Here is an 18363-nt window from a genome sequence, read left to right on the forward strand (position 1 = left end):
ACGAGAATTAATGTGTATATTTGCTTTGGAAACAGAGAGAAATAAACAGCAAATTTATGGGTTTTTCGAAAGAGAAGATAGGGATGGTGGGGAGCGGTAGCTGGGCTACAGCGATGATCAAGATACTGGGTGACAATACTACCCAAAAAGATATTCTTTGGTGGATACGAAAGGATGCAGATTTGCAGTACATCAAGTCGTACCGACATAATCCCAGCTATTTGAGCGCCGTGGAGGTTCGTGTCGAAGCGGAAAATCTATATCTCGATGCCAAATCCGTTGTCCAGAAATCAGATATTGTTGTGTTGAACACTCCATCGGCTTATTTAAAAGATGCGTTGAAAGATGTTCAGCCATCCGATTTTAAGGACAAAATTGTAGTCTCGGCGATTAAGGGTATCATACCCGACGAAAATTTGATTGTCGGTGAGTATCTTACCCGCAAATACAACATCTCGTTAGAAAATATTGTCGTAGTGGGAGGGCCATGTCATGCTGAGGAAGTATCCGCAGAGAAATTATCCTATTTAACGTTAGCATCTAAAGATCAAGGGAACGCCGAGCGAGTCGCAGAATATTTTAGGAATCGTTATATTAATTCGATAATATCCGCAGATACATTTGGGGTCGAATATGGTGCCGTGTTAAAAAATATTTACGCGTTGGCCGGAGGAGTTTGTCACGGTTTAGGATTTGGAGACAATTTTCTTGCCGTGCTAATTTCAAACGCGATTCGCGAGATGGAGGTTTGTTTGACAGCCATTGACCCGGAAGCCGATCGCGAGATTAATGCATCCGCCTACTTAGGTGATTTGCTGGTAACGGCCTATTCTCAATTTAGTAGGAACCGTACATTTGGTCACATGATTGGCAAAGGTTACACAGTACAATCAGCACAACTGGAAATGAATATGGTTGCCGAAGGGTATTATGCGTCGGCATGTATTCAAAATATCATACATCGCTATCATTTGGAAATGCCTATTTGTAATATGGTCTATCAGATATTATACCGTAAACAAGATGCAGCAACTGAGGTTAAAAAATTAGTTTCAAAATTAAGTTAAATGGGAATAACGAAAGAAGAAATAGTAATCGGCTACCAAGCGATTCAAGATGAGATAACTAAAGATTTAGAGTTACTCGATGGCAAAGCGTTTTTTCAGCAGGAACTGTGGAATCGTGAAGGAGGTGGGGGTGGAAAGACTCGTATTATACAAGACGGAAATATCTTAGAGAAAGGTGGTGTTAATTTTTCGGCTGTTCAAGGTAAACTTCCGCAGGCGATTATGGATGCCTTTGGTGTGGAAGAGGAAAACTTTTTCGCTACCGGCGTGTCCATCGTAATTCACCCGAACAATCCGTGGGTCCCTATCATTCACATGAACATTCGTTATTTTGAATTAAACGAGCAAATTCGCTGGTTTGGTGGCGGAATTGATTTAACGCCTCACTACGTTATTCCCGAGGACGCAAAATATTTTCATCAACAGGTGAAATCGACATGCGATAATTATCATCATTCATTTTACGAGGATTTTAAAACCAAGGCAGATGATTATTTTTATATTAAGCACCGGGATGAAACGCGAGGAATCGGAGGTGTTTTTTACGATAAATTAACGCCCGAGAAAACTGGTTTAACCTTTGACCAGATCTACAGGTTTTCGTGTGATTTGGGGCGATCATTTGTTCCTATATACAAAGAATTAGTGAATAGAAACCGCCATAAAACATTCTCTGAGCAAGAAAAGGAATGGCAGTTTTTAAGAAGAGGGCGTTATGTAGAATTTAATTTGGTATACGATTCGGGTACTCGGTTTGGACTGGAAACGAATGGTCGAATTGAATCTATTTTGATGAGTCTTCCTGCGCAAGCGAATTGGGCATATAATTTTCAGCCAATTGTCGGATCCCCGGAATATGAAACATTGGCTTTTTTGAAAAAGGGCACTAATTGGGTCTAATAAATTACAAGCTTAAAAAATATAAATGATAAGTTATCAACAATTTAAACTCGAGAACGGGCTGCGCGTATTGGTGCATGAAGATCATACCTCAGCGATGGCCTGCGTTAACATTTTGTACCAAGTCGGAAGTAGAGATGAATCGCCAGACAAGACAGGGTTTGCCCATTTGTTTGAGCACCTGATGTTCGGTGGTTCGGTAAATATTCCCGCTTTTGACACCCCGCTTCAGGAAGTCGGTGGGGAGAATAATGCTTTTACCAATACGGATATCACCAACTACTATATTACACTTCCTGCTGTAAATATAGAAACAGCTTTTTGGTTGGAAAGTGATCGCATGTTAAGTTTAGCCTTTAGCGAGCAAAGTTTAGAAGTCCAACGTAATGTTGTTTGTGAAGAGTTCAAACAACGGTACCTTAATCAGCCATACGGTGACGTTTGGTTGCGTTTACGGCCTTTAGCCTACAAGACACACCCGTATCGGTGGGCACCCATTGGTAAAGAGCTAAAACATATCGAGGACGCAACAATGGATGATGTGAAAGCCTTTTTTAGAAAATACTATGTGCCCAATAATGCAATTATGGTTGTGGCTGGGAATGTCACGCTAGAATCAATCAAGAAGCTCGCTCAAAAATGGTTTGCTTCGATTCCAGCAGGAGCAGAAATTGATCGCAATTTACCTAAAGAACCCAAGCAACTCGAAGCCAGACGTGAAGAGGTTTATGCTGACGTTCCTGTCGAAAGTATTTACGTCGCATTTCACGGGCCGGACAAACATCATCCAGATTATCCGGCAATGGACTTAGTTTCTGATATATTATCGCTTGGAACTTCTTCCCGGCTATATCTAAAGTTGGTAAAGGATAGTCCTTTTTTTAGTGAGATTAATGCATATGTTTTGGGGACAGTTGACAATAATTTATTAGTTGTTGAGGGAAAACCATCAGCAGGAATTTCAATAGAGCAAGCCGAAGAGCAAATGTGGAACGAGTTGTTACGGTTGACCGAGGAACCCGTGCCCAACGAAGAGCTGCAGAAGATTAAAAATAAAATTGAATCCACCATGGTGTTTTCTGAGTTATCGATACAAGACAAAGCTACAAATCTTGCCTATTATGAATCTTTAGGTGATGCGAATTTATACAATAAGGAAGTAGAAACCTATCAGGCCGTAGATGCTGAAGATATCAGACGTGTTGCCAAAAATATGTTCTTAAAAGAGAATTCCTCAACCTTGATTTATCACCCTAAAACTACAGAGAATGTTGGATAGAAAAATAGCTCCTGCGCAACATGCGATAAATAGCCTCTCCTTACGCGAACCTACTTCCGTAACATGTAAGAACGGGCTGAAAATATTTGTTTTTCCCGCGGATGAAATGGAATTAATAAAGGCAGAGTTTGTCTTTGATAATATTTTTAATGAACCCGAAAAACCGCTTTTGAACACTTGTTTAAATAAGATGTTGAAAGATGGCACCACAACGAGGACCAGTCGACAAATTGCTGAGGAAGTAGACTACTTGGGCGCATATTTAATCACGGAGCACAGTTTTGATCACGCCTCCCTTACTTTATACACTTTACAAAGACATATAACGCAGTTACTGCCGTTAGTGCATGACGTTCTTATCAACTCTGTCTTTCCTGAAACGGAGTTAGATACTTTTAAACGGAACAATAAGCAAGCATTGCAAATTTCGCTTCAGAAAAATGAATTTTTAGCACGGAAGCTATTTTATAATCATTTGTTCGGCGAGAATCGATATGGTATCACGCCTACAGAAAGTAGTTATGACGAACTGAATCGTAGCGATTTACTCGCTTTATATCGGCAGCAAACACAGCCAAGCAATTGCACCTTGTTTTTGTCGGGTAACATTACGCCCGAAGTACTTCGGCAAGTACGTGAATTTTTTGATTATAATTGGGAGAATACCGAAGCGTTGCCGCCAGCGACATCTATACACCCTTTTGATGGGTTTAAATCCGATTTTATCCTCGACGAACGCAAAGACGCTCTTCAATCTTCTATTCGATATGCGATGCCTAGTATTAGTCGTACACACATTGATTTCCCCGCAGTGCAATTTGTAAATACGATGTTGGGCGGGTATTTTGGATCACGATTGATGCGTAACATTCGAGAAGAAAAAGGATATACATATGGTATTAGTTCGGCAAACATTAGCCTCAAACATGGTGGCTTTTTTACCTTGGCGACAGATGTCGGTGCGGCAGTAACAAAAGCAACTTTGCATGAAATTGAACAGGAGTTTGATAATTTACGTAATATTCGTGCCAGCCAAGAGGAAATATCATTAGTCAAAAACTATATGTTGGGCGCAGTTCTAGGAAGTGTAGAATCGATATTTTCGCATGCCGATAAATTCAAAACGGCTTATTTATCTGGTATGAGCCTCGATTATTTCAACAATCACAACGAAGTCATTCGTACAATGGATAGTGATCGGGCGCAGCAAATCGCCAACAAATACTTTGACTACGATCGCTTATTAAAGATTGTCGTAGGCAAATTGAATTAATAGCAAATTGCCTATTTTAAGGAGGAATTTCGTTAACCGTTTTAGCAATTTCTCCTTAATTTTTTTATTTTAACTTAAATTAATGTAAATCAGCGATATAACGCAGTGTATATTATACAATAAGCTGAAAATCAGTTTTTTAATTAGTTTTTTCTTATGTAGTTTTGCGCCGTGACATGGATATTCACACAGGTGAAAGCTTGACGTGATAAATGATCATTTTTAAGTTGGTGCAGGTATAAAAACGAACATAATAGTATTTTCATGACTTTTAAAACACTAGGACAGTTTATCATTGAAAAACAAGCAGATTTTCCTTACGCGAAAGGGGAATTATCACGACTACTTCGTGATATTGGAATTGCAGCAAAGATTATTAATAGAGAAGTCAATAAGGCCGGTTTGGCGGACTTGTTGGGTGAGTATGGTGCGCAGAACATCCAGGGAGAGGCGCAAAAGAAGCTGGATGTTTACGCCGACGAGCAATTTATTGAAGCGCTGAGTCGGGGGTGCGAATGTTGCTATATAGCGTCTGAAGAGCACGAAAATGGAATAGACCTATCGAAATTAAATACGGCTAATCGCGGTAAATATTTAGTATGTATCGACCCATTGGATGGCTCGTCAAATATTGATCTCAATGTATCTGTCGGCACAATTTTCTCCATCTATCGGCGGAAAGACAGTGATGTGCCAATACGCCCAGAGGAGGTGTTACAGTGTGGTATAGAACAGGTTGCCGCCGGCTACGTTATATATGGATCTTCAACGATGCTCGTTTATACAACCGGGAAAGGTGTTAACGGTTTTACGCTAGATCCATCAATAGGCGAATTTTGCTTGTCGCACCCGGATATGACGATACCCGAGACGGGTAGAACATATTCTGTAAATGAGGGAAACTACTTAAAGTTCCCGCAATATATTAAACAATATATCAAATATTGCCAACAAGAGGACGAACGTACTAGCCGCCCTTATACTTCACGATATATTGGGTCGATGGTGGCCGATATACATAGGACACTCGTTATTGGTGGGGTATTTCTTTATCCAGAAACATCCAATTATCCGGAAGGTAAACTACGGTTGTTGTACGAATGTAATCCGATGGCATTTATTATAGAACAAGCGGGCGGGAGAGCTGTTACAGGTGTTAATCGTATTCTCGAGCTGAAACCACAACATCTTCATCAACGTATTCCTATCGTAATCGGAAGTAGAACCATGGTAGATAAAGTGTGTGAGTTCTATATTCAGGAATCTGACCAAACTTCCTCAGAAGTAAGTGGATATACCTTTTCGGGATGATGTTCTGCGTATTGCTGGACAATATTTTGCATATAAAAGTTGGAGACACATTTGTCACGATAGGAAACAATATCCTCTACATTCTGCCATTGCTGCGTATTATCGAAAAAACCGAACGCGAATAGCGAATTATCTTTAAAGTAGATATAGCTGTTTTCTTGCTCGTTTCGGCCACGGTCGATAATTAGGAACGATCGCTTGGATGTTCTAATATATTCAAAGAGTTTCTCCATCTTCTGTTGATACGCCGTAATATCGGGTGAATTATCTAATCGGGTAGTTCGATTTTCCTTAGTGTTTGTGGACGGTGAGTAGAATGTACATAAACTTGGTGGCAAATCAAACTGATTTAATAACTTGGTTAAGTTTTGGTTTGCTTGTGCCGCAGTTTCAAAATATGATAGGGCGCCATGATGTTTGTTTATCTTACTTATGGCTAACCTATCGTACCCTCTGGAATCAAAGTAATGGATAAGTGCATATTTGGGATCATATTTCTTTAATGCCCTGTTATGAACCGGCCAATGTTTTTTGATTGTCTGACATTCCATGAGTAACGCCATTAGTTCGGTTCCCGATTCTGTAAAATCAATATGGGAAATATCGTTAATAAACTGTTGTCGACGTAGTGTTATATTTGTTCCGGTAAAATGACTCAAAACTCGTTTTTTAATATTTATCGCTTTGCCTACGTAAATAATTTTTCCCTTGGAATCTAAAAACAGATATGTGCCTGGCGATTCCGGCAATCGGTCAAATTCCTTAATCGATAGGTGTGTTGGTAAACGATGCTCTGTGTTTTTTTTAAGACTTTCTAAGATATAGTTCTCTTTATCGTTCTTGTACAACAAGTGAAAAAGTTGTACGGTTGCTTTTGTATCACCTAAGGCACGATGTCTATCGATTATTGGGATATTAAGATATTTGCAAATATTACCTAGACTGTAGGAGGGGTGTCCTGGGAAGATTTTTCGAGAAAGCCTTACGGTACATAGTTTCGGTGCCTGCCAGTCGTAGCCGGCCTCTTTTAACTCTCGCCGTATAAAGCTGTAATCAAAACTCACATTGTGTGCTACGAAAATTTTCCCTTGTAATAGGTGGTAAATATCTTCTGCAACTTCGTTGAAAACGGGGGCGTCATTAACCATATGATTGCTAATTCCAGTCAGTGACTGTATCGCTAATGGTATGGGTATTTGCGGGTTAACTAAAGTATGATATTCTTCTAGTATCTTGCTTCCAGTTACGACGATTATAGCGACTTCGGTAATCCGGCTACCACCCGCATGACTTCCCGTTGTCTCTATATCGACAATTGCAAATTTCTTTTGTTTACTCACACTACAATAATACTAATTTAATTAGTCTTATCATAGTGTGCGTACATTTTTAGCAACGAATCTTGTGAAAAACGAAAGTTGCATACTTCAATCTGTTACCGCACTTCTATACCGCTAAGTTCACGTATGGCAACAGATGCGATTGCGCCTCCGAAAGCAGCGGGAAGGTACGACATAGTCCCATAAGCTGATTTTTTGTAATTTGTTCCGTCCGTATAAAGGAGAGATTCTTTTTTTGGTAACTCACTTGAAAAAGCGACCTTAAATCCATCATTGATTCCATGTTTTCGGAGTTTTTTTCGAATATGGTGTGCTAATTTGCAATTGTAGGATTTGGAGATATCGTCAATCTGAATTTTTGTCGGATCTACTTTTCCTCCGGCACCCATTGAGCTGACAAATTTAATTTTTCTTTCCAAGGCTAGTCGTATAAAGAATAGTTTTGGGGTGATGCTGTCAATAGCTTCTACGCAATAGTCTGGAGCTAATGCAAGTATGTCTGGTATCCTTTCGGGGATAATAAACTCTTCAATAATAGTCAATTCAAGCTCGGGATTAATCGATAATAAGCGATCTCTCATGATTTTCGCCTTGGAAACGCCATGATTTGTTGCTAAGGCGGGAAGCTGTCGGTTACGGTTAGAGGGATCAACGGTGTCCCCGTCGATAATAGTCATTTTTCCTACCCCTGCACGGCAGATGAATTCTGCGGCATAGGACCCAACACCTCCCAAACCTAAAACCATCACATGAGCATTGGTTAATCTTTCAAGTGCTTGGCGCCCGGTTAAAGCTTCCGTTCTCGAAAGCCACGATAAATCCTTCATTTTAATAGCTGATAGTTAAATATATTTTTGAAGTTTCGATAAAGTTGTTCCATTAAATCGGGGACTTCTATTTTTCGAATGGCGCAAAAATACGTATAAACATCTATTATTTTTGCAGATCTATCGTCCGTTTCTAAGAAAATATTGTTCAGTGGTAATTCGGTTATCAATTCATTCTTTTTACCATTTAATACCGAGGGGCCAAGACTTATATAATATCCGTCTTTGATAATCTGTTCGGCTAGTATGGCGTTCTTTTCGAATCCATGGAATATTACTGGAACGTCCACACCATTTGCTTTAAGTATTTGTAAGCACTCTTGATGTGCTTTCACACAATGAACGATCAGGGGTTTTTGAATAGCATTTGCGAAATCGATCTGCTTTTTAAAAGTCTCTATCTGCACGGGCCATTCCGTGTCGCAAAGTTTATCCAACCCGCACTCGCCGATTGCTAATACATTGTCTCTTTTCGCATAGACGTTTAGCGCATCAATCTGTGCTGCGTTGGAAGATTCTACATACCAAGGATGTATTCCTAGTGAACAAGGAGAAGACGTGAGGTAATTCTTCGAGATAATAACATTACGGATTGAGAATTCCAGTTCCGTACATTCGAATGTATTATGTGTATGTATGTTGATGTATGGAACATGCATACCCAAATATACTATTTCTGCTTCTTAGAATCGAAAATTTTCCAGGAATTTTGTTGTATTATAGTTCTTTATGTTTCTTTACCTACGGTGTTGCTTTCAATACATTTAAAATTGCCGACGCTTTTAAGAGACATTCTTCATATTCTTTCTCGCCATTGGCTTCTAAGGTAATAGCGCCGCCGGTATGGAAGGACAAATAACCCGTTTCTCTGTTGTATAGGATAGAACGAATTACGACGTTGAAATCAAAATCATTATCTGGGTCAAAATAACCAAGCGCCCCTGCGTATGGGCCTCTTTTACTGAACTCGTAGAGCTCACAAAGTTGCATGGCACTAATTTTGGGCGCACCAGTCATGGAGCCTGCAGGGAAAGTGTTTTTAATTGCCTGAATTGCAGATGTATCTGACGATAGCTGACAGCTAATGGTAGATATCAGCTGGTGAACTTGGTTAAAACTATGTATCTCGAATTGTTTATCCGTTTTAACCGTGCCGGGCATAGCACTTCGTGTTAGATCATTTCGGACCAGGTCGACGATCATAACATTTTCAGCAATCTCTTTGGGATTGCTACGTAGTGTTTGTTTTATTCGTTCATCCTCTTCGCTTGTCTCGCCACGCGGCGCGGTACCCTTTATTGGTTGAGAGATTAGTTTGTTGAACCTTTTCGCTAAGAAGCGTTCAGGTGAGGCCGAAAGGATATACTGGCTCCCGTTTTTAAAGTAACATGAAAAAGGGGTAGGCGAAAGGTTATTTAATTTTGTGTAGAGAAAAAGCGGATTTATTTTAACCTGTTCTGCGAAAAATTCCTGACAAAGGTTTATCTCATAAATATCACCACGCTGGATATGCTCTTGCATTGTATTAAATGCAGTAAGATATTCCGCTTTGCTCATGACTGGTTGTACCTTAATTGTCGGAATGTCATCGGATACGGGCTGATCCGTATAGCGAATTATCGCGGTATATATATTTTTTGGATCCTCGGATTCGATTTCAACGCTTTTATCCCAAAAACGCAAGAGAATTTTAGGAACGAAAAAATATGCTTCCGGAAATCCAAGTTTGTTTTGGAAATTAGAATCTATATTTTCCGTCTCATTTTTTAAGTCGTAACTCAAAAAGCCAGGCATCCAACTATTTGGATGCTTGGCTCTGAATTTTTCGAGTTGTTCAAACGTATCATCTTGTGCATTTGATTCAAAACTATATTTCGCTTGAATAGCTAATATGGAGTCGATATTACTATACTCATCATGATAACCATTGGATTGAAAGAAGCAAAGTTCCTCGAATTGATCAGCCCATGATAATGCCTGTTTACGGAAAGTTTCCGTCTCGATTTCAAAAATGGCTTTAGCCATGGCTACCTATAATTCGATCGTTTGTGTTCTGTCGGGACCAACGGATAAGTACTTGATCGGTACTTCTAAAGCTTTCTCTAGATAAGTGATATAGTCGTGTAATGCCGTGGGTATTTCGTCTTTTGTACGAATTCCTGTGACATCTTGGTTCCAACCCTGGATTTCTTCTAAAACAGGTTCCGCTTGGTTTGTGATAATCTCATAAGGCATATAGTCAATTACCTCACCATTATATTTATAATGGGTACACACGCTAATTTTCTCGAATGTATCAAGGACGTCTGCCTTCATCATAATAAGTTCGGTAACGCCATTTAACATGATAGCGTATTTTAGAGCAGGGAGATCAATCCATCCCGTCCGGCGTGCGCGTCCGGTAGTCGCACCGAACTCGTGGCCAAGCTGACGCAATTGTTCACCAGTTTCATCTTCAAGTTCTGTAGGAAAAGGTCCGCCGCCAACGCGCGTAGCATATGCCTTAAAGATTCCGTAAACAGAACCAATAGTATTAGGCGCAACGCCTAAGCCAGTACAAGCCCCTGCTGTTGTCGTGTTGGACGAAGTTACAAAAGGGTAGGACCCGAAGTCTACGTCGAGTAGCGTACCTTGCGCACCTTCAGCCAAAACTGATTTACCTTCTTTTAGATAGCGATTGACCAAATGTTCGGAATCCACGTGTGGGATTGTTTTTAAAAATTCGATAGCACTTAGAAATGCGGCTTCCTTTTCGGAGAAATCAGGAACTTCACCATAGTGCGACAGGATCTCTAAATGCTTCGCTTTTAATTTCTCGTAACGTTCTGTAAAGTTCGAGAGTGTAGTGTCCCCGACACGTAGTCCATTTCGTCCGGTTTTATCCATGTATGTTGGACCTATACCTTTTAAAGTAGAACCGATTTTCCCTGAACCCATTTTTGATTCCGAGGCTGCGTCGAGCAGTTGATGCGTCGGTAAAATTAAATGGGCGCGGCGTGCGATTACCAAATTGCCCTTTCCAACTGGGTCGAAGCCAGCTGTGCGCAAATTGTCTAACTCTCTTTTAAGGATGATAGGGTCAATCACCACACCACCGCCAATAAGATTAAGCGTGTCTTCATTGAAAATTCCAGAAGGAATTGTATTCAATACGAATTTCTTGTTATCAAATTCTAATGTATGTCCCGCGTTGGGACCACCCTGAAAGCGTGCAATTAAATCGTATTTAGGACAAAATACATCTACTATTTTACCTTTTCCTTCATCGCCCCACTGCAGGCCCAGAAGCACATCAACTTGCATAATATTTGAAATATTGAGATTTAAAATTTAATGATTTCAACAACCGTCTTAAAAAAATAAAAGTTCAGAAAAGATGGGAAAACCCATTTTCTGAACAAAGGTAATATATTAATGCTCGATTACTGCATTAATTTGAAATTACGGATTCCTTGGTATTTGCATTTTCACTTTCCGCATTTGCTTGTTGGCAAGATTCACAAATACCGTATAAATTTAGAGAGTGATGTTTGATGTCAAATTTCAACAAATCGCCCATTAGGCTTTGAATTTGGTTTATTCGTGGGTCACAAAATTCAACAACACTATTACATTCGATACAAATTACGTGGTCATGTTGCTTGAACCCGTACGACTTTTCAAATTGTGCCATGTTTCTTCCAAATTGGTGTTTGGTTACCAAATCGCAAGAGACTAATAATTCTAATGTATTGTATACTGTAGCCCGGCTTACACGATATTTTTTGTTTTTCATGTGTATATACAATGATTCCACATCAAAATGATCTGATCGTGAGTAAATTTCCTCAAGAATAGCGTAACGTTCCGGAGTCTTTCTTAGATTTTTGTTCTCTAAGTAAGCTTCAAATATTTTTTTTACCGTTTGATAGTTTTCCACTTGATTCTCTTTTTTATAAAATGCTTCACAAATTTACCTATTTCTTGCCTAAAAAACGATGGTTTTACAAAGGATGACATTTTAAGGATTAAAGGTCTGCCTCATAGCGTGAAACACCCGTAATTCCATTAATTTCTTTTAAATTTTTCATCAAGTTGTCAAGTTGATCGATATGATTGACGAAAACCATAATGTTACCTTCAAAAATCCCCTCGTTGCTACTGATTGATAATGAACGAATATTAACACTGAAATCTTGCGATATGACGTTGGTGATCTTGTTTACTAAACCGACATCATCGATACCTACAATGCGTAGGCCGGTTAAAAACGCGACATCTGTTTGCGACGATGCCCATTTCGCTTTAAGAATTCGATATCCATAATTCGCCATCAACTTGGATGCATTCGGACAGCTAGTACGGTGTATTTTTATTCCATCGTTAACCGTTAGAAAACCGAAGATATCATCACCAGGGATCGGGTTGCAGCATGGTGCAAGGGTGTAATCGATTTTCTGTAAATCGTCACCAATCAAGATGGTATCAATCTCCTTCTTGTTCACCTTTTCTAGGAGTCCCGGAATATGTGTCGTGAATTGGTTGTGGTTCTGTTCCGGTACTTTTTCACTTGCAACAAATTCACGTAGGCTTTTAACGTCAACCACCCCTTTGGCAACATTGTAGAATAATTCCTGCGAGCTCGGATATTTAAAGTAATTGGAGATTTTATTTAAATTGTCTGTATTATAAGTGACCTTTAATGATTTTAGCTTCCGTTCGAGAATCTCTTTACCATCTTCGGCCACCCGTCTTTTTTCTTCTTTCAGCGAAGAGCGAATTTTTGATTTTGCTTTGGCAGTAATGACGAAATTTAGCCAATCTTCCTTAGGCGTTTGCTTGCTCGAGGTAATGATTTCCACTTGGTCGCCATTCTGCAAAGGATGACTGAGCGGTACGAGTTTATGGTTGACCTTCGCGCCGATACAGGTCGCACCAATGTCTGAGTGAATTTCGAACGCGAAGTCAAGCGCTGTCGCTCCGTTAGGAAGCTGCACAAGCGTTCCCTTTGGAGTGAAAATGAAAATTTCATCAGAAAATAAGTTCATCTTGAAATCGTCGACAAAATCTAACGCATTTTCTTCCGAACTGCTTAACATGTTTCGGACATTTTGAATCCATTGATCTAGTCCACTGTCCGAATTCGATTCTTTATATTTCCAATGTGCGGCAAATCCCTTTTCGGCGATCTCATTCATTCGCTTGGTTCGTATTTGGACTTCAACCCATTGTCCACGCGGACCCATTACAGTGGTATGTAAAGATTCGTAACCGTTTCCTTTTGGTGAAGAGACCCAATCGCGCAAGCGATCTGGGTTTGGCCGGTAGAGATCCGTGATTATAGAGTATACCTTCCAACATTCGGTTTTCTCACGTTCTGCAGAGGTGTCAATAATTACCCGGATAGCAAATAAATCATATACTTCCTCGAAAGGGATTGATTTTTTACGCATTTTGTTCCAGATAGAATAGATGGATTTGGGGCGACCATATACCTCTGCCTTAATACCTTGTTCTACTAATATGTCTTGAACTGGCTTGATAAAATCCGCTACAAATTTTTCGCGTTCAGCTTTCTTTTCATTTAATTTTCTTGCTACAAATTTATAGGTGTCGGGATCTGTATACTTCATCGATAAATCCTCGAGTTCGGATTTGATAGCATAGAGTCCCAGACGGTGGGCAAGGGGCGCATAGAGATAGCTCGTCTCAGATGCAATTTTTAATTGTTTATGGCGCGCCATAAACTCCATCGTTCGCATATTGTGGAGCCGATCGGCAAGTTTTATTAATATTACTCGAACGTCATCCGCCAAGGTGAGCAGCATTTTTCGGAAATTCTCGGCCTGCATAGAGCTGTTTGGATCGAATATTCCCGAAATTTTTGTTAACCCGTCAATGATTCGCGCAACCTTTTTCCCGAATTGCGCTTCAATTTCTGGGAGCGTAATGACCGTGTCTTCGACCACATCATGGAGCAGGGCACAAACAATCGATGTGGTACCTAAGCCGATTTCCTCTGCAGCGATTTGTGCAACTGCAATAGGATGGTAAATGTAAGGTTCACCTGACTTACGCCGCATCTCCGTGTGGCTTTCTAGTGCTAAATCGAATGCATTACGAATTTCTTGTTTATCTCCACGTTGCAATGTTGGTTTACATGCACGCAACAAAGCTCTGTATCTTTTTCTTATTTCCTTATTTTCTGCTTCAATATCAATCACATAATCTTCCATATACACGCTGAAAAAAGTTGCTTTATTGTTTTTTTATTACTATTTTTATTACCGTAGTTCCCGTGGTAAAAAATACTGCAGAAAACTACATATAAATATAGTAATTATTTTAGAGAGATTAAAATACAGTTATTATTTTCAACAGTTCGATGAAACGGTTATTAGGGATGTGTGTGATACTGTTCGCTTTGGTACCTCGAGGAGGTTACGGGCAAACCCTGCAATTGCCACACTTCGGTGAGGGAGAGGGGGAGCATGTGGAACGGTTCGCAACGACTAAACTTGACGACGGTCAGGTTGTTCCGTGGTTTCCGATTGAAGACGTCGTAGTGACGGCAGTACGTACCTTCAAATCTGATGAAGATCGAATAAAATTTCTACGCCTGAAGCGAAATGTGTTGCGGGTGCTGCCTTACGCAATTTATGCACAAAAGCGCTACGAAAAACTTGATCGAGACTTGGCAATGGTTTCTAGCAAACGTGAAGAGGCTCGGTTGGTGAAAACTTGTGAGAAGGAGATTAAAGATATGTTTAATACCGAGATCAAGAAGTTGAGTGTTTCGCAAGGGAAAATTCTTATTAAACTTGTTGAAAGGCAAACCGGAAATACGGGTTTTGAGCTGGTTAAGTCTATGAAAGGAGGATTGTCTGCATTCTTTTATCAATCTGTAGCTCAGGTGTTTGGTCATAATTTAAAAGCTATATATGATCCGCACGAGGATTACGAAATTGAAAATATTATCAGGAGTTACCAGCAACAACGTCCGATTAAGAATCTCTACAACCACTAGGAAAGAATTAACGAATTAAGTAATAAATTATATGCAAACGATATATCAGTTTCATGGATTACAGTTTAACGGGGAGAAGAAATCGTTGAAGGAATATTCTGGTAAGGTCGTTTTGATTGTAAACACGGCAAGCCGTTGTGTATTTACCCGGCAGTTTAAATCTTTAGAGAAATTATATCAAAAATATAAGGACCAAGGTTTCGAGATACTCGCATTCCCTTCCAACGACTTCCATGGTCAGGAACCGATGACTGGGCACCAATTAGAAACGTTTTGTCGCGTACATCAGCAGGTTTCATTCCCCATATTTAAACGGATTCATGTAAAAGGTGAATTTTGCGATCCGTTGTTTCGATATTTGTCTGATAAATCCGCCAATGGAATGGTTGGGGTGAAACCATTGTGGAATTTCCATAAATATCTCATCAATAGAGATGGAGAGGTGGTTGACCATTTTTACAGCATTACAAGTCCGCAATCATCTAAGCTTATGACGAAAATTGAACAATTAATAACAAAGTGATCAGCATGAAGTTCTTATCTTTGTATTCAAAGTTAGAATAAAATGAAATTAGATCTATTAATTGTGACCGCGCATCCTGACGATGCTGAACTCGGCGCAGGAGGGACGATTGCAAAATATGTTTCCCAAGGGAAAAAGGTTGGTATATTGGATCTTACTCGTGGCGAATTAGGGACGCGCGGCACGGCAGAAACCCGAAAAGAGGAAGCGAGTCGAGCAGCGGCTATATTAGGCGTCTCTTTTCGTGAAAACGTAGGCCTAGCGGACGGTTTTTTCGTAAATAATCAAGAGAGCCAGCTTGCAATTATATATTATATACGCAAATTTCAGCCAGAAATTGTTATTACTAATGCGTTGGATGATCGTCATCCCGATCATGGACGTGCTAGTAAATTAGTCAACGATAGTTTGTTTTTAAGCGGCTTGCGGAGAATTCAAACGAAAGAGGATAAACAGGTGCAGGAACCATTCCGACCTCGCTTGCAGTTGCAATTGATTCAGGACAAGTATATAAAACCCGACGTCGTGATTGATATTACTAATTTCTGGGACATCAAAGAAAAATCCATTTTAGCCTATACGACTCAGTTTAACTCGTCTGGTGATGATCTAGAGCCGCAAACCTATATTTCGAACCCTGATTTTATGGAATCCACGCGCGGAAGAGCTAGCGAATTTGGCCGTAACATCCAAGTTAAGTATGCGGAGGGATTCACCGCGCGTAAGATTTTAGGTGTCACGGATATTTTTCATCTTATTTAAGTTTTTGTGGCAATCAAAATAAATAGAATTCATCACGTTGCTATAATCTGTAGTAACTATGCTCGTTCTTTAGCGTTTTACGTTGATGTCCTCGGGTTTACCTTAACGAACGAGGCATATAGACGTGAACGGGATTCCTATAAAGCGGACTTGTCACTAAATAGCGAATACGTCTTAGAGTTGTTTTCGTTTCCAACACCGCCCGAGCGGTTATCATTTCCCGAAGCTGCTGGCCTGCGGCATTTGGCATTTGAGGTTGATCATATAAGCGAAACGAGGTTGTCGCTGCTCCGGTTGGGTGTCCTTTGCGAAGATGTACGTACCGACCCCATCACGAAAAAGGAATTTTTCTTCATTGCTGATCCAGACGGACTACCCATTGAGTTTTACGAGACAGGTTCGTAAGGCCTTTTCCCTTGGGGCGGAAATATAATGGCGATTTGGGTTTCTAGTTCTCTATGTATTTGTCGCCTCTGAAATATTCCCTACATTTTTGCGGGACTTAGGGCACCCTATAGATGATAAAAAATCTTATAATCAGCATGTTAAAATCAGTTTGATTTGGAGGACTAAACAAATTCTCCTCCTGAAAAGATCGTGAATGGACTTGCAATCATATGATCAATCCTTGATCAAGGGTTGTTAGCACCCCAAGAGACTCTTCGTATGGTCCTTTTCAGATTGGAGAGTTTGCATCGTACTGGTTTCTCATTAGCAATGTTTGCGTCCACGAATGCCCATCGCGTTAGCCGTCAGTACTTTGTATAGAAAGAAGCTTTCTAGGGGCGAATGCATGGTAGCTAATCGAAACTTCAGGGACAGGTAAAAAAGAAAAATCCTGAAGCGGGGACTTCAGGATCTTACCAAACTAATTATTAACCTAAATTATGAAAATTATGAATTGTATTACTAATCATACACCTATTGAACGCGAATTGGTTATGAATCGTATTTTATAGCACCGTTATTAACATTTTTTAACACCCAAAGTGCTCATAGGTCTTTTTTAAACCAAGAACGCCGAACTTATTTATCAAGTCGGCGTCCTTGGTTGGTTTTCTGTGATTACCCTTAGAGAATTTCTGCAATAAAGTTGCCCGTTTGGTTGATTAGATCTCGTTTGGAAATAATCTCTCTTAAATTAATTTTTCCAATGACATATTTGAAATTCTCACCATAGAATCGCTCCGAAATGGTGATGAAATTAATTTGATCCAATACACTATCCTTCTCATACCTTAAGTAAACAGTGAGGTCGTAATCTGTCGTATATTGAACCTGACCGGCGTCAATGTGTTTCTTGTATTCGTAACGATATCCGTAACGTAGCGCTGCGATATCTGATAGGACTGCAGAACCAGTTGGGTGTCCGCCAGCGCCTTTACCATAAAAGAATTGTTCATCGGCGAAAGCAGCCTTAACTAAGACACCGTTGTTTTCATTTTCAACATTGTATAAAATATTGTCCGCACGCAGAAGTTTCGGCAAAACATACAAGACAACTCGTTTGTCATTGGTCTCTTTGGCAAGTGGTAAGAGTTTAATTTTGAAACCTTTCTCTTTGGCATACTGTACGTCTTGGTTGCCCAATGTGTTGATCCCAATATTTAAAATATCATCGGGGTTCACGTATATCCCGTATGCGTGCGACGCAACGATTGCAAGCTTATATTTTGGATCGTAACCACCAACGTCTAAGGTGGGGTCCGTCTCTGCAAAACCTAGTTCTTGTGCCTTTTTCAAAGCCACATCGTAGCTTTGATTTTCATTGAATATTTTTGAAAGAATATAATTAGAAGATCCGTTGAATATTCCGCTGATAGAATGGAGCAATTCGTTGTCATAATATTCTTCAAGATTTCGAATAATGGGGATACTTCCACACACGGCTCCTTCGTATAGTAAACTCGTTCCGAATTCTTGCTGGATATTAACGAGTTCTTCGAGATGAGTGGCAATCATCTTTTTGTTTGTCTCATATACACACTGACGCTGCCGACGAAGGCTTAGGTGTAGATCTCGGTGGTCGCCGTATCATTAAAAAAAAAAGGGGGGGGGGGGGGGGGGGGGGGGGG

Annotated in this window: 16 protein-coding genes and 1 pseudogene; 9 read left to right on the top strand and 8 right to left on the bottom strand. The window is 40.0% G+C overall.

Annotation, left to right across the window (positions count from 1 at the left end):
* Positions 1-56 precede the first annotated feature (56 nt).
* From FM107_RS14265 to fbp, 5 genes are all read left to right on the top strand, one after another.
* Entirely contained in the window at positions 57-1067 is a 1011-nt protein-coding gene (locus tag FM107_RS14265) for an NAD(P)H-dependent glycerol-3-phosphate dehydrogenase (RefSeq protein WP_256959553.1), read from the top strand.
* Complete coding sequence (gene hemF, locus FM107_RS14270; RefSeq protein WP_086949154.1) at positions 1068-1967, top strand: oxygen-dependent coproporphyrinogen oxidase; 900 nt, start codon at positions 1068-1070, stop codon at positions 1965-1967. It abuts the gene before it with no gap.
* A 25-nt stretch (positions 1968-1992) separates the two neighbouring features.
* Positions 1993-3246 carry a pitrilysin family protein gene (locus FM107_RS14275; protein WP_086949155.1) on the top strand — a complete coding sequence of 418 codons (1254 nt, stop codon included), beginning with the start codon at positions 1993-1995 and terminating at the stop codon, positions 3244-3246.
* The gene (locus tag FM107_RS14280; RefSeq protein WP_086949156.1) at positions 3236-4519 is read left to right on the top strand and encodes a pitrilysin family protein; all 1284 of its coding nucleotides are present in this window, start codon (positions 3236-3238) and stop codon (positions 4517-4519) included. Before FM107_RS14275 ends, FM107_RS14280 begins: the two co-directional genes overlap by 11 nt.
* Positions 4520-4783: 264 nt before the next feature.
* Positions 4784-5830: a class 1 fructose-bisphosphatase gene (gene fbp, locus FM107_RS14285; protein ID WP_086949157.1), complete on the top strand. Its 1047-nt coding sequence runs from the start codon at positions 4784-4786 to the stop codon at positions 5828-5830.
* On the opposite strand, the gene FM107_RS14290 is transcribed toward fbp, so the two are convergent.
* From FM107_RS14290 to FM107_RS14320, 7 genes are all read right to left on the bottom strand, one after another.
* On the bottom strand, positions 5776-7170 hold the full coding sequence (locus FM107_RS14290) for an exonuclease domain-containing protein (RefSeq protein ID WP_086949158.1): 1395 nt from the start codon (positions 7168-7170) through the stop codon (positions 5776-5778). The genes fbp and FM107_RS14290 overlap by 55 nt on opposite strands.
* 95 nt (positions 7171-7265) lie before the next feature.
* Entirely contained in the window at positions 7266-7997 is a 732-nt protein-coding gene (locus tag FM107_RS14295) for a ThiF family adenylyltransferase (RefSeq protein WP_086949159.1), read from the bottom strand.
* Positions 7994-8656 carry a TatD family hydrolase gene (locus FM107_RS14300; protein ID WP_086949160.1) on the bottom strand — a complete coding sequence of 221 codons (663 nt, stop codon included), beginning with the start codon at positions 8654-8656 and terminating at the stop codon, positions 7994-7996. Before FM107_RS14300 ends, FM107_RS14295 begins: the two co-directional genes overlap by 4 nt.
* 82 nt (positions 8657-8738) lie before the next feature.
* Complete coding sequence (locus FM107_RS14305; protein WP_086949161.1) at positions 8739-10022, bottom strand: anthranilate synthase component I family protein; 1284 nt, start codon at positions 10020-10022, stop codon at positions 8739-8741.
* A gap of 6 nt (positions 10023-10028) precedes the next feature.
* Entirely contained in the window at positions 10029-11300 is a 1272-nt protein-coding gene (locus FM107_RS14310) for an adenylosuccinate synthase (protein WP_086949162.1), read from the bottom strand.
* Between the two features lie 127 nt (positions 11301-11427).
* The gene (locus FM107_RS14315) at positions 11428-11916 is read right to left on the bottom strand and encodes a Fur family transcriptional regulator (protein ID WP_086949163.1); all 489 of its coding nucleotides are present in this window, start codon (positions 11914-11916) and stop codon (positions 11428-11430) included.
* An 88-nt stretch (positions 11917-12004) separates the two neighbouring features.
* Entirely contained in the window at positions 12005-14212 is a 2208-nt protein-coding gene (locus tag FM107_RS14320) for a bifunctional (p)ppGpp synthetase/guanosine-3',5'-bis(diphosphate) 3'-pyrophosphohydrolase (protein WP_086949164.1), read from the bottom strand.
* A gap of 149 nt (positions 14213-14361) precedes the next feature.
* Between FM107_RS14320 and FM107_RS14325 the strand changes: the two genes are divergently transcribed.
* Genes FM107_RS14325 through FM107_RS14340 form a run of 4 tightly spaced genes read left to right on the top strand, consistent with a single transcriptional unit; the run spans position 14362 to position 16693 of the window.
* Positions 14362-15003 carry a DUF4294 domain-containing protein gene (locus FM107_RS14325; protein ID WP_086949165.1) on the top strand — a complete coding sequence of 214 codons (642 nt, stop codon included), beginning with the start codon at positions 14362-14364 and terminating at the stop codon, positions 15001-15003.
* Between the two features lie 31 nt (positions 15004-15034).
* The gene (locus FM107_RS14330) at positions 15035-15526 is read left to right on the top strand and encodes a glutathione peroxidase (RefSeq protein WP_086949166.1); all 492 of its coding nucleotides are present in this window, start codon (positions 15035-15037) and stop codon (positions 15524-15526) included.
* A gap of 42 nt (positions 15527-15568) precedes the next feature.
* Positions 15569-16288, top strand: a complete 720-nt coding sequence (bshB1, locus tag FM107_RS14335) for a bacillithiol biosynthesis deacetylase BshB1 (RefSeq protein ID WP_086949167.1) — start codon at positions 15569-15571, stop codon at positions 16286-16288.
* Positions 16289-16294: 6 nt separating this feature from the next.
* The gene (locus FM107_RS14340; RefSeq protein WP_218779006.1) at positions 16295-16693 is read left to right on the top strand and encodes a VOC family protein; all 399 of its coding nucleotides are present in this window, start codon (positions 16295-16297) and stop codon (positions 16691-16693) included.
* Between the two features lie 666 nt (positions 16694-17359).
* On the opposite strand, the pseudogene FM107_RS14345 reads toward FM107_RS14340, so the two are convergent.
* Positions 17360-18271: pseudogene (locus FM107_RS14345) on the bottom strand (homoserine dehydrogenase); the annotation flags it as partial.
* Positions 18272-18363: the final 92 nt, after the last annotated feature.

This window comes from Sphingobacterium sp. JB170 (assembly GCF_900163865.1).
Lineage (GTDB): Bacteria > Bacteroidota > Bacteroidia > Sphingobacteriales > Sphingobacteriaceae > Sphingobacterium.

Coding starts and splice junctions, on each gene's coding strand:
- FM107_RS14265 (WP_256959553.1), top strand. CDS start 57: ATGGGTTTTTCGAAAGAGAAGATAGGGATGGTGGGGAGCGGTAGCTGG.
- hemF (WP_086949154.1), top strand. CDS start 1,068: ATGGGAATAACGAAAGAAGAAATAGTAATCGGCTACCAAGCGATTCAA.
- FM107_RS14275 (WP_086949155.1), top strand. CDS start 1,993: ATGATAAGTTATCAACAATTTAAACTCGAGAACGGGCTGCGCGTATTG.
- FM107_RS14280 (WP_086949156.1), top strand. CDS start 3,236: ATGTTGGATAGAAAAATAGCTCCTGCGCAACATGCGATAAATAGCCTC.
- fbp (WP_086949157.1), top strand. CDS start 4,784: ATGACTTTTAAAACACTAGGACAGTTTATCATTGAAAAACAAGCAGAT.
- FM107_RS14295 (WP_086949159.1), bottom strand. CDS start 7,997: ATGAAGGATTTATCGTGGCTTTCGAGAACGGAAGCTTTAACCGGGCGC.
- FM107_RS14300 (WP_086949160.1), bottom strand. CDS start 8,656: ATGCATGTTCCATACATCAACATACATACACATAATACATTCGAATGT.
- FM107_RS14305 (WP_086949161.1), bottom strand. CDS start 10,022: ATGGCTAAAGCCATTTTTGAAATCGAGACGGAAACTTTCCGTAAACAG.
- FM107_RS14310 (WP_086949162.1), bottom strand. CDS start 11,300: ATGCAAGTTGATGTGCTTCTGGGCCTGCAGTGGGGCGATGAAGGAAAA.
- FM107_RS14320 (WP_086949164.1), bottom strand. CDS start 14,212: ATGGAAGATTATGTGATTGATATTGAAGCAGAAAATAAGGAAATAAGA.
- FM107_RS14325 (WP_086949165.1), top strand. CDS start 14,362: ATGAAACGGTTATTAGGGATGTGTGTGATACTGTTCGCTTTGGTACCT.
- FM107_RS14330 (WP_086949166.1), top strand. CDS start 15,035: ATGCAAACGATATATCAGTTTCATGGATTACAGTTTAACGGGGAGAAG.
- bshB1 (WP_086949167.1), top strand. CDS start 15,569: ATGAAATTAGATCTATTAATTGTGACCGCGCATCCTGACGATGCTGAA.